The following is an 11,017-nucleotide window of genomic DNA, read 5'->3' as shown; positions in this document are numbered from 1 at the left end:
GCGACGGGTGCGGCGGGTGAAGCCTGGGGCGCCCCGGTTCCGGTCGGAACGCCCCAGGGGTCTTTCGGGTCTCAACCCACCCGTACCCGGTCCTCCGGCAGCAGATGCCCGGCGACGAGTGCGTCGCGGACCAGGCCCGCGTACACCGTGGCACCGTGCACGGAGGTGTGCGTGTTGTCCTTCTTCTCGTTGTAGAGATAGATCGCCTTGGAGCCTTCGACTCCCAGCGATTCCACCAGCGCCTTGGTCTGCGCCGTGAGATCGATCAGTGTTACCCCCTCGGCGGCGGCGACCGAGCGGATGACGCCCGGCAGGTCCACGCCGAGTCCGTTCACCAGCAGTGCTGTGCCGTTGTTCAGTGTGCCGTCGGCATTGAACCAGCGTCGGACGATCGGTGTCACCAGAACAGGACGACCGCCCATGTCCCGTATACCCGTTACAAGGGTTTCCAAGTTCGCCCTGTACGTGGCCTCGTCGGTCGTCTTGTCGTTGTGGGCGAGCTGGACCAGGACCAGGTCACCGGGGCGGATCAGCGGCTCGACCGTCCCCCAGAGCAGGGGATTCTCCAGATAGGTGACCGTACTCTCCCCGGAATCCGCGTAGTTGGCGACGGACACGCCCTTGCGCAGGAACTGCGGGAGCTGTTGGCCCCAGCCGGAATACGGGTCGCCCGGTTGGTCGCAGACCGTGGAGTCGCCGATCAGGATGATCTGGTGGGCACGCCGGGCGGGGGTGACCCTGATGTCGGCGAGGGCCGGGGCGGTGCCGCCGAGGGTGAGGTCGAGGCCGGGGGTGCCGTCGGGGCCGGTGGGTTCGCCCTCGGGGGTGCGGACGTTCACGGTGAAGCTGCGGGTGACCGTCCGGCCCGCCTCGGTGGCCGTCTCGGGGAGCAGGGAGCGCCGGGTCTCGCCGGTGATCGCCGTGCTCGCGGCCGACTCGCCGCCGAGGCGGACCGTGACGTCGTAGGTACCGGGCGGAACGTCGAAGTGGCAAGCCGTGGCAGTGCAGTTGGCGATGCCGAGCGGGGGCGTGCGGTCGTGGGCCTGTGCGGGTGCGGCCGACAGGGCGGTGCTCAGGGTCACCGCGGCCAGCAGCGCGATGTTGAAACGTCTCATCCGTGGCTCCTCCGTCCGACGACATGGCCTGGCGGTGGACCGTACCGCTCTGGACAAGCGCTTTCTAGACCTGTGCCGATTTTCGCATCATCGCCAACTCCTGGGCTGCGAAAGCCCTTTCGCGAAATCGATTCAACTGTCACCCTCCAAAGCACCCGCACCCCCACCTCCCGAAGGAGGCACCCCCATGTCCGGTTCTGTGAACAGACCGGTCCGTCGCCGCACCTTCGTCCTCGGCACGGCGGCCGTGGCCGGTACGGCGGCGCTCGCCGGGCCGCTCGCCGAGACGGCCTCGGCCGCGAGTTTCGGCTACACCGACGACGGCTCGAACTACGTCGTCGACACCGGCGCGAGCCTGGTCTTCAAGGTCAGCAAGACGAACGGCGATCTGACCTCGCTGGTCTACAAGGGCACGGAGTACCAGGGCTACGGCGGCAAGAACTCGCACGTCGAGTCCGGCCTCGGCACCTCCACCGTGACGATCGCCCAGTCCGGTACGACGATCCTGATCTCCGTCGCGTACGGCACGCTGAAGCACTACTACGCGGCCCGCAGCGGCGAGAACAACGTCTACCTCTGGACCAACAAGGCCGACGACTCCGTCAGCGCGACCCGCTACATCGTGCGCGTCAAGGCCGGCCTGTTCCTCAACGACCAGCCGGATTCCTACACTTACGCGCCGACCACCATCGAGTCCGCCGACGTCTTCGCCAAGTCCGACGGCCAGACCCGCTCCAAGCACTACTCGAAGAACCGCGTCATCGACTACGACTACATCGGCTGGACCACCGGCAGCGTCGGCCTGTGGATCGTGCGCAGCAACCACGAGAAGGCGTCCGGCGGCCCGTTCTACCGCTCCCTGCTGCGCCACCAGAGCGCGGACGGCGGCGGGTTGTACGAGATCCTGTACTACGGCGAGAACCAGACGGAGGCGCAGCGGTTCGGTCTCCAGGGGCCGTACGTCATCGCGTTCACGGACGGCGGGGCGCCCGCGTCCTCGCTGTACCACGCCGACCTCACCACCTCGTGGGCCGATTCGCTCGGCATCTCCGGGTACGTGGCTTCCGGCAGCCGGGGCCGGGTGGCGGGCGTCGGCATCACCGGGCGGGACACGGCGTACGCGTACACGGTCGGGCTCGCCAACTCGGCGGCCCAGTACTGGGGTTCGGCGCGGGCCTCGGACGGCTACTTCTCCATCACCGGAGTCCTGCCGGGGACGTACACGCTGACCGTCTTCAAGGGTGAACTCGCCGTCTACACCGGGTCGGTGGCGGTCACGGCGGGCGGCACGACGACGCTGAACAGCATCGCGATCCCGTCCTCGAACGACCCGTCCAACGCGAGCGCGATCTGGCGGATCGGCAACTGGGACGGCACGCCCGGCGGGTTCAAGAACGCGGACCTGATGACGTACGCCCATCCCTCGGACGTACGGGCCGCGACCTGGACCGGCAATGTCGTCATCGGCAGCGGGACGGAGACCTCGGCGTTCCCCTGCTACCTCTGGAAGGACGTCAACAGCGGCCTGATCGTGTACTTCAAGCTGACGGCCGCCCAACTCGCCGCCGCGCACACCCTGCGCATCGGGGTGACGACCGCGTACGCGAACGGCCGGCCGCAGGTCGTCGTCAACGACACCTGGACCTCGGCCGTCCCGTCGCCACCCACGCAGCCGAGCACGCGGTCGCTGACCGTGGGGTCGTACCGGGGCAACAACTACACGTTCACGTACAGCGTTCCGGCGTCGGCCTGGCTGACGGACAGCAGCGCGTACAACACGCTGAAGATCTATGTGGCGAGCGGTTCGGGGTCGACGGCCTATCTGAGCGCGGGCACGTCCATCGACGCGATCGACCTTCTCACCTAGGGGCGGCAACCTCCGGGCAGGGGACGGCGACTTGTAGGCATGACTGAGCCGAACACGCATCGCCGCTCCCCCGCCCGGCGTCGAGCCGCCGCCGTGGCGACCGGTGCCGCGGCCGCCCTCGGGCTGGTCGCGGTGTCGCTGGTGACCCAGGCGCGGGCCGCCACCGTCATCACCGTCGCCAAGGACGGTTCGGGCCGCTTCACCACCGTGCAGGCCGCCGTGAACGCGGCGGCCGCCGGCGACACGATCTCCGTGGCGAAGGGCACCTACGCCGAGATCGTCAACGTCCCTTCCGGGAAAACGGGGTTGACCATCCAGGGTGCCACCGGCAACGCCGAGGACGTCGTCATCACCTATGACCGGGCCGCCGGTTACACCGACGCCAGTGGCAACAAGTACGGCACGCTGGGGAGTTCGGTGGCCACGTTCTCGGCGAGCGGCCTCACCGTCACCGGGATCACCGTCCAGAACACCTTCGACAAGGCGGCCCACCCCGACATCACGGACACCCAGGCCGTCGCGATCACCGCGCAGGGCGACCGGCAGACCTTCACCAACGACCGGTTCATCAGCCGCCAGGACACCGTCCTCAACTGGTCGCCCTCGTCGACCGGGCAGTACCGGCAGTACTTCTACTCGTCGTTCATATCCGGCGACGTCGACTTCGTCTTCGGCAACGCCACCGCCGTCTACGACCGGGTCAACATCCAGCTGCGCAACTCGGGCGCCGCGGCAGGTGGTTTGAATGGCTTCCTCTCCGCGCCCAACACCAGCTCCGCGAAGACGTACGGCATCCTCGTCACCGGCAGTTCGGTGACCAGCTCGGCGGCGGCCAACACCTACTACCTGGGCCGCCCTTGGCACCCGACGGCGGACGCGGTCGGCCAACTGGTCGTCCGGCAGACCTCGTTGCCCGCCGCCGTGAAGATCGCCGGGCCCTGGACGGACATGAGCGGCTACTCGTGGAAGAACGCCCGCTTCTTCGAGTACAGGAACACCGGCGCGGGCGCCACGGTGAACTCCAACCGCCCGCAGCTCACCGACTCCCAGGCCGCGAACTACACGGCCCAGAAGTACCTGGCGGGCACGGACGGCTGGAATCCGGTCCGGTAACAGAGCTGTCAACTACCGCGCGTCCACTGCTGGTTGGTCGCCCCGCTGCACGTATACGTGATGATCGCGGCGGAGTTGGCGGTGGACGCGCCGGACACGTCCAGGCACTCGCCGCTGGTCCTGGCCTTGACGAGGACGTAGCTGCCGGACGTGGTCAGGCTCCACTGCTGGGCGGTGGCGCCGGTGCAGTTCTCCTGGGTGACGTTGGTCGAGTTCTCCTGGAGGCACAACGAGCTGCCCCGGCCCATGAGTTCGTAGTAGCCGGTGCCGAGATCCTTGAACCACCACTTCTGGTTGGTGCCACTGTTGCAGGTGTACTGGCTGATCGCGACGCCCTGCCACAGCGACTGGTTCGGTACGTCGGCGCACTTGCTGCTGTTGCGGGCGATGAGCGTGTTGTACGTCGCGCTCGTGCCGGTGATCGTGCCGGCGGCCGTGTCGATCGACACCTCCGGGTACCAGGACGCCATGGACATCGAGGTGGTGGTCGGGAAGGTCAACGGCAGCCAGACGTAACGGGAGTCGTTGACGGTGCCGCCGAAGGAGTTGCCCCAGCGGTCGCCCATGTAGAGGTAGGAGGTGCCCGAAGTGCCCGTGATCGGGAGGACGTAGGCGGTCTGCGAGTTGTAGGCGGTCGAGTCGCCGACGTTCGTGAAGGCCGTCCAGGGGCCGGTGATGCTGGTCGCGGTGGCGTACTGCTGCTGGTTGGCGCTCCAGCCGGTGGCCGCCGAAGTCAGCATGAAGTAGACGCCGTTGCGCTTGAACAGGGCCGGTGCCTCGCGGTGTCCGCCCACCCAGGGGTTGGCGACCAGGCTGTCGATGGCGGTGTAGTCGGCGGTGAGCTTGTAGATGTGCAGGTCGTAGTTCTCGTTGGCGGCGGAGACCATGTAGGCGGTGCCGTCGGTGTCGACGAACGTCGTGATGTCCCGGGACATGTTGTCGCCGAGCGGCTGGAAGCTGCCCTGGTAGGTGTAACTGCCGTCCACGGTCGAGGAGACGGCGACGGCGGCCTTGGCCTCGCTGTAGTCGACGCCGTTCTCCTTGTGCATCCACATCACGAACTGGCCGGTGGACGCGTTGTAGATGACCTTCGGCCGCTCGATGTAGGCGGTGCCGAGCTCGGAGGCGCTGGACTGGGTCAGGACGTGGTTGCGGAACTCCCAGTTCTTCAGGTCGGTGGAGCGGTAGGCGTCCACGTACTTGAAGGTGTTGTCGGCGTTGCGGTCCTCGCCGAACCAGTAGTAGTAGCTGCCGACCTTGATCACTCCGCCGCCGTGCGCGTGCAGGGCGTTGCCCGAAGTGTCCGTGAACTGGGTGCCGTTGGTGATGGTCTGGGCCGCGGCCTGGGCCGGGCCCGCCGTCACCAGACCGGCGGCGAGGGCGCAGACCAGGGCGAGCAGGATGGCGTACGCACGTCTCATCTCACACACTCTCCTTCACGGTGTCGGCCACGGGGACGCCGAAGTCGGGGGTGCCGTCGGGGTGCCAGCCGAGGAGCTGGACCCGGGTGTGGCGGTTGGGGTCGTTCAGGGGGTCGCCGGTGATCTCCTTGTACTGGCGCGCGTGGTAGACGAGGACGTCGCTGCGGCCGTCCTCGGCGACCGTGAAGCAGTTGTGGCCGGGGCCGTACTGCCCAGTGGTGTCGTTGCTGGTGAAGACGGGGGTCGGCGACTTGGACCAGTTCGCCGGGTCCATGAGGTCGGCGTCGGCGTCGACGGTCAGCAGGCCCATGCAGTAGTGCCAGTCGGTGGCGCTGGCCGAGTAGGAGAGGAAGAGGCGGCCGTTGCGGGCGATGACGGCCGGGCCCTCGTTGACCTTGTAGCCGACGGTCTCCCAGTCGTACTCCGGTGTGGACAGGCGTATTTGAGGGCCCGTCAGGGTCCACGGGTTCGCCATCCTCGACAGCCACAGGGCGGTGTTGTTGTCCATGCCGGGCTCGTGCTGGGCCCAGGCGAGATAGCGGGTGCCCCGGTGGGTGAAGGTGGTGGCGTCCAGGGAGAAGGTCTCCCAGGCGGTCCTGACCTGACCCTTCTCCTCCCAAGTGCCCTGGAAGGGGTCGGGGTTGGCGTTCTCCAGGACCCAGATGCGGATGTCCCAGACGCTCTCGGCGGGCGCGGAGGCGAAGTAGACGTACCACTTGCCGCCGATGCGATGGATCTCCGGCGCCCAGATGTGGGCGCCCATCGCGCCGGTCGCGTGCTTGGTCCAGATCACCGACTCGGCAGCGGCGGCAAGGCCGTTGAGGGTGCGGGAGCGGCGCAGGACGATGCGGTCGTACTCGGGGACGGTGGCGGTGAAGTAGTAGTGGCCGTCGGTGTGCCGGTGGATGTACGGGTCGGCGCGCTGGCGGACGAGCGGGTTCACGAACGGGGCTGCTTTCGGGGACGCGGTCGCCGGGGCCGGGGTGACGGCCAGGGCGCCCGCGGCCAGAGCGGCTCCCTTCAGCATCAGCCTCCGGCTGGGGGCATGGGGCAGTTCGTCGTTGCGGCTCATACAACTGCCTCTCGGAAACGTTCGAGGTGGCGAACACCATCTGTCATTACGAACGACTTCGAACGCCGAAAAGGTAAGGGTGTGCCACCACGAGGTCAACGGGTCCGACGAGACAAAGAGAGAGCGCTTTCCCCCACTCTTTCGTCTCCCGCCGAAATTTCTGTTATCCCGGTGCGCCTCGAACCGTCTCCACTCCCGTGCGCAGCCATACCCACAAGACAGCAGCCGCCGTAGGCGCCCTCGCGACCGTCGCTCTCCTGGTCACGGTGGATCCCGCCTTCGCCGCCGGTGCCCGCGACGCCACCGCCGACGTGCTCGCGGGCCGCGATGTCACGCTCACCGGCGACACGGTGGTCACCGTGCCCGCCGGGACGACGACGTACGGCGGGGTGTTCCGCGGCCAGGGGACGCTCACCGTGCGCGGCGGCGGGACGCTGATCCTCACCAAGGACAGCGACTTCACGCTCCCGGCGGACCGGCAACGGCAGAAGGTGACCACCCAGGGCGGCAACCATCCGTACACCACGGTCAGCAACCCGGACCCGCCCGCGATCACGGTCGAGCGCGGCACGACTCTCCAGTACGGCACGGGCGGTGGCACCGGACTGATCGGCCACTTCCCGTACAGCACACCCGGCTACCAGCTCAACGAGTTGAACGTCCGGGTCGACGGCACCCTGCGTCTCTCCCTGACCCGCACCTTCAACATCGGCACCATCAGCGGCTCGGGCCTGGTCACCCAGCCCCGCAACATGTGGGGCACCCTCGACCTCGCCGGAACCCACCCTTTTTCAGGGGTCATCGACAACGGCACCGGCATGGCGGTCGGCCGCCCCGAGTACCCGGTGGCGCTGCCCAACGCCCGTGCGATCCTCAACCAGGGCTCCTGGATCATCGACACCCCGCTGTACCAGACGATCACCCTGCGCCAGAACTTCTACCAGCGCGAGTACGGCAGCGACGTCAACGTGCACTCCCGCCCGGGCAGCAAGGTCGTCCTCACGGGCCAGTACAGCTACAGCGACCAAGGCGGCGACACCAACCCGTCGCTCAGCGACCCCGGCCTCAACTGGCGGGCTATCGCCCACCAGTTGAACAAGCGCGGCACCAACATCGAGGGCGCGAACGTCCAGTGGGGCGACGGCACCACCCACCAGATCTTCATGCCCGGCACCAAGGACACCGTGTACATCAACCTCCACGCGGCGAGCGGGGTCCGGTCCAGACTGACCTTCGACTACGACGGTCCGGTCACCCTCGGCGCACCGATCGGCGGCGGCAGGTACCACGACACGCTGGCCGCGCCCGGCGCCGGGGACATCGTCGTGGCGGGGACGCGCGGGAACGACGTGACCTTCGCGGCGCCGCAGTACTACGACGGCTCGACGACCGTGGAGAAGGGGGCGGTGCTGCGGCTGGGATCCGGGAAGCGGGGCGGCGACGGCGGGCTGCTGACCGGCACGGAGGGGCGGCGGATCGTCGACGACGGGACCCTTGTCGCGCGGAACGTGTCCCTCCCCGTGAAACTCTCGTACCTCTCCGGCAAGGGGTCCCTCGTCCAGTCCGGTGCCGCGACGACGACACTGACGGGCACGGCGGTCACGTACACGGGGACGACGACGGTCTCGAAGGGCACACTGGCGCTCCGCTCGGGGGCAACTCTCGTCCACAGCAGGGCGATCCGGCTCACCTCGGCGGGCGCGCGGCTGGATGTGGGGGCGGCCGGCCTGCGTGTGGCGACCGACCTGACCGGTGTGGGCACGGTGAAGGGTTCGGTGACGAACGACGGCGTGGTGACGACCGGGCTCACCGTGACCGGGAACTACACGCAGAGCGCGAAGGGCGAACTGGTCCTGGGCGCGAAGCCGTTGAAGGCGGCGGGCAAGGTCGCCCTGGCCGGCGACCTCGACCTCTCGGCCGCCGGTACGCACCCCGCACGGACCGTGACGATCCTCGACCACACGGGCAGCGCCCCAACGACCGGCGCCTTCAAGGGACTTCGCGAGGGCAGCAAACTCGAGCTCGCCGACACGACGTACCGGATCAGCTACCGGGGCGGCGACGGCAACGACGTCGTCCTGACCACCGTCACCGCCGGCAGCTCCTCCTCCCCCACCGCCCGCCCCAAGTCGTCGTCCGGGACGACGATCACCGAGGCCCGCACCGAGAACACCGCCCGCGGCGCAGGCTTCGGCTGGTGGCCCTACGCCCTGGGCCTCGGCCTCCTGGGCGCCCTGCTGGTCCCGGCGACCACGCGCACCCGGGGCAGGAGCAGGCGTGGGGGCGGAGGCGGGAGGCACGCGGCGTAGGGCCGACAGGCGCTGGTGCGGCCGTATCGACTAGCGTCGAGACATGACCAGCGACACCGCTCCCCTCCTCGCCGACGCCCTCGCCGCCGGAACGCTCGTCCTCGACGGCGGGCTGTCCAACCAGCTCGGGGCGGCCGGGCACGATCTGAGCGACGAGCTGTGGTCGGCGCGGCTGCTCGCGGACCGGCCCGAGGCGATCGCCGAGGCGCATCTCGCGTACTTCGAGGCGGGCGCCGACGTGGCGATCACCGCCAGCTACCAGGCCACGTTCGAGGGCTTCGCGAAACGCGGGATCAAGCACGACCGGGCGGCCGAACTCATGGCCGAGAGCGTGGAGTTGGGCATCGACGCGGCGGTGGAGGCCGGGCGGCGGGGCAGCAAACGGCCCCTGTACGTGGCGGCCTCGGTCGGGCCGTACGGCGCGATGCTCGCGGACGGCTCCGAGTACCGGGGACGGTACGGGCTGAGCGTGGCCGAGCTGGAGGCCTTCCACCGGCCGCGCCTTGAGGTGCTGGACCTCGTCGGTCCCGACGTGCTGGCCTTCGAGACGATTCCGGACACGGACGAGGCCGAGGCGCTGCTGCGGGCGGTGCGCGGGCTGCGGACGCCGGCCTGGCTGTCGTACTCGATCGCGGGCGACCGGACGCGTGCCGGGCAGCCGCTGGAGGAGGCGTTCGCCCTGGCCGCCGACGCGGACGAGATCATCGCGGTCGGGGTGAACTGCAGTGCCCCGGAGGACGTCGACAGCGCGGTCGAGATCGCGGCCCGTGTCACCGGGAAGCCCGTCGTCGTCTATCCCAACAGCGGGGAAGTGTGGGACGCCAACGCCCGGGCGTGGACGGGGCGTTCCACCTTCACCGCCGAGCAGGTCGAGGGTTGGCGGGCGGCCGGCGCGCGGCTGATCGGCGGCTGCTGCCGGGTGGGACCCGAGGCGATCGCGGACATCCGGCGGACGCTCACAGCGTCGTGATCGAGTTCCGTACGACCACATGTGTGCCCAGCAGCAGGTGCTCGTCCGGGGACTCCGGTGTGCGGCCCAGCGCGGTACGGACGGCGAGGCGACCCAGCTCCTCGTAAGGGACGTGGACCGTGGTCAGGGCGGGGTACAGGTCGCGGGCGAAGGGGATGTCGTCGTAGCCGGCCAGTGAGACGTCCCCGGGGACGCTCAGGCCCGCCTCGTGCAGCGCGGTGAGCGCGCCCGCCGCGACCATGTCGGTGGCGGCGACCACGGCGGTGAACTCCAGTTTCCGGCTCAGCGCCTGGCGCATCAGCCGGTGGCCCGAGTCGCGGGTGAAGTCGCCGTGGAGCACAAGCTCCGGGTCGGGTTCGAGGCCGCGGGCGCGATGGGCGGCGAGGTATCCCCGCTCGCGGCCCTGCGCGGTCGCGTGGTCGGGCTTGCCGCCGAGGAACAGGACCCGCTGGTGGCCCTGGGCCAGGACGTGCGCGACCAGGGCGTAGGCGCCGCCCTCGTTGTCGTACTCGATGACCGTGACCGGTGCGCCCGGGCCGAGCGGCGGGCGTCCGCACAGCACGAGCCGCGAGCCGGCCGCCGCGAGGGAGTCGGCGATACGGCGGGTGCGGGTGCGGTACTCGGGGGTGTCGGCGGTGCCGCCGACGAGGATCACGGCGGCGGTGCGCTGGGCGCGCATGGTCTCGATGAAGTCCAGTTCACGCTGGACGTCGCCCTCCGTGCTGCACACCAGGCACAGATGCCCGAGCCGGGTCGCCTCGCGCTCCACACCGTGTGCCATCAGCGCGAACGACGGTCCCGTGATGTCCTCCAGGACGAAGGCGAGGGTCGGTGTCCCGACGCCCGCGACGGCCTTGGCGCGGGCGTCGGCGACATAGTCCAGTTCGCGGACGGCCCGCAGCACGCGGGTGCGGGTCGCCGTGCTCACCGGGTACTCGCCGCCGAGCACCCGAGACACCGTGGAGGCGGACACCCCGGCGCGGGCCGCCACGTCCCGGATGGTGCTCCCGCTCGCGTCCTGGCTCTTTCTCGTCATGCGCCGCCCCGCCCCTCCCCTGCCTGCGGGAACACGTCCGGCAACCGGTTCCCTGCGCGGAGGGTAGCAGCGAGCGACGGCCGGGAGGAGAGGCGTGCGTCGGCCAATGCGCCT

Annotated in this window: 8 protein-coding genes; 4 read left to right on the top strand and 4 right to left on the bottom strand. The window is 69.5% G+C overall.

Features of this window, described 5'->3' with window-relative positions:
* Positions 1-71: 71 nt before the first annotated feature.
* Positions 72-1,115: a rhamnogalacturonan acetylesterase gene (locus tag JHN45_RS10825; protein WP_201048837.1), complete on the bottom strand. Its 1,044-nt coding sequence runs from the start codon at positions 1,113-1,115 to the stop codon at positions 72-74.
* Positions 1,116-1,302: 187 nt separating this feature from the next.
* On the opposite strand from JHN45_RS10825, the gene JHN45_RS10820 reads away from it, so the two are divergent.
* Together JHN45_RS10820 and JHN45_RS10815 are read left to right on the top strand one after the other, a co-directional pair.
* A complete protein-coding gene (locus JHN45_RS10820; RefSeq protein WP_201048836.1) occupies positions 1,303-2,982 on the top strand; it encodes a rhamnogalacturonan lyase B N-terminal domain-containing protein in 1,680 nt (559 codons plus the stop codon).
* Positions 2,983-3,021: 39 nt separating this feature from the next.
* Complete coding sequence (locus tag JHN45_RS10815; protein ID WP_236583548.1) at positions 3,022-4,095, top strand: pectinesterase family protein; 1,074 nt, start codon at positions 3,022-3,024, stop codon at positions 4,093-4,095.
* Between the two features lie 8 nt (positions 4,096-4,103).
* On the opposite strand, the gene JHN45_RS10810 is transcribed toward JHN45_RS10815, so the two are convergent.
* Both JHN45_RS10810 and JHN45_RS10805 read right to left on the bottom strand, forming a co-directional pair.
* Positions 4,104-5,516: an RICIN domain-containing protein gene (locus JHN45_RS10810; protein ID WP_200713608.1), complete on the bottom strand. Its 1,413-nt coding sequence runs from the start codon at positions 5,514-5,516 to the stop codon at positions 4,104-4,106.
* Between the two features lies 1 nt (position 5,517).
* Entirely contained in the window at positions 5,518-6,588 is a 1,071-nt protein-coding gene (locus JHN45_RS10805; protein WP_201048835.1) for a family 43 glycosylhydrolase, read from the bottom strand.
* Positions 6,589-6,785: 197 nt separating this feature from the next.
* Between JHN45_RS10805 and JHN45_RS10800 the strand changes: the two genes are divergently transcribed.
* Together JHN45_RS10800 and mmuM are read left to right on the top strand one after the other, a co-directional pair.
* On the top strand, positions 6,786-8,897 hold the full coding sequence (locus JHN45_RS10800) for an autotransporter (protein WP_201048834.1): 2,112 nt from the start codon (positions 6,786-6,788) through the stop codon (positions 8,895-8,897).
* Positions 8,898-8,940: 43 nt separating this feature from the next.
* Complete coding sequence (gene mmuM, locus JHN45_RS10795; RefSeq protein ID WP_201048833.1) at positions 8,941-9,867, top strand: homocysteine S-methyltransferase; 927 nt, start codon at positions 8,941-8,943, stop codon at positions 9,865-9,867.
* Here mmuM and JHN45_RS10790 read toward each other — a convergent pair.
* Positions 9,854-10,903, bottom strand: a complete 1,050-nt coding sequence (locus tag JHN45_RS10790) for a LacI family DNA-binding transcriptional regulator (protein ID WP_201048832.1) — start codon at positions 10,901-10,903, stop codon at positions 9,854-9,856. The two genes, mmuM and JHN45_RS10790, sit on opposite strands and share 14 nt — an antisense overlap.
* Positions 10,904-11,017 lie beyond the last annotated feature (114 nt).

It is taken from the genome of Streptomyces sp. MBT53 (assembly GCF_016654115.1).
GTDB lineage: Bacteria > Actinomycetota > Actinomycetes > Streptomycetales > Streptomycetaceae > Streptomyces.
Note: the sequence above shows the minus strand (reverse complement) of the source record. Positions and strands in the feature narration are given on the sequence as shown.

What these genes read in the sequence shown, in the direction of transcription:
- mmuM (WP_201048833.1), top strand. Translation starts at nt 8,941, where the DNA reads ATGACCAGCGACACCGCTCCCCTCCTCGCCGACGCCCTCGCCGCCGGA.
- JHN45_RS10810 (WP_200713608.1), bottom strand. Translation starts at nt 5,516, where the DNA reads ATGAGACGTGCGTACGCCATCCTGCTCGCCCTGGTCTGCGCCCTCGCC.
- JHN45_RS10825 (WP_201048837.1), bottom strand. Translation starts at nt 1,115, where the DNA reads ATGAGACGTTTCAACATCGCGCTGCTGGCCGCGGTGACCCTGAGCACC.
- JHN45_RS10790 (WP_201048832.1), bottom strand. Translation starts at nt 10,903, where the DNA reads ATGACGAGAAAGAGCCAGGACGCGAGCGGGAGCACCATCCGGGACGTG.
- JHN45_RS10820 (WP_201048836.1), top strand. Translation starts at nt 1,303, where the DNA reads ATGTCCGGTTCTGTGAACAGACCGGTCCGTCGCCGCACCTTCGTCCTC.
- JHN45_RS10815 (WP_236583548.1), top strand. Translation starts at nt 3,022, where the DNA reads ATGACTGAGCCGAACACGCATCGCCGCTCCCCCGCCCGGCGTCGAGCC.
- JHN45_RS10805 (WP_201048835.1), bottom strand. Translation starts at nt 6,588, where the DNA reads ATGAGCCGCAACGACGAACTGCCCCATGCCCCCAGCCGGAGGCTGATG.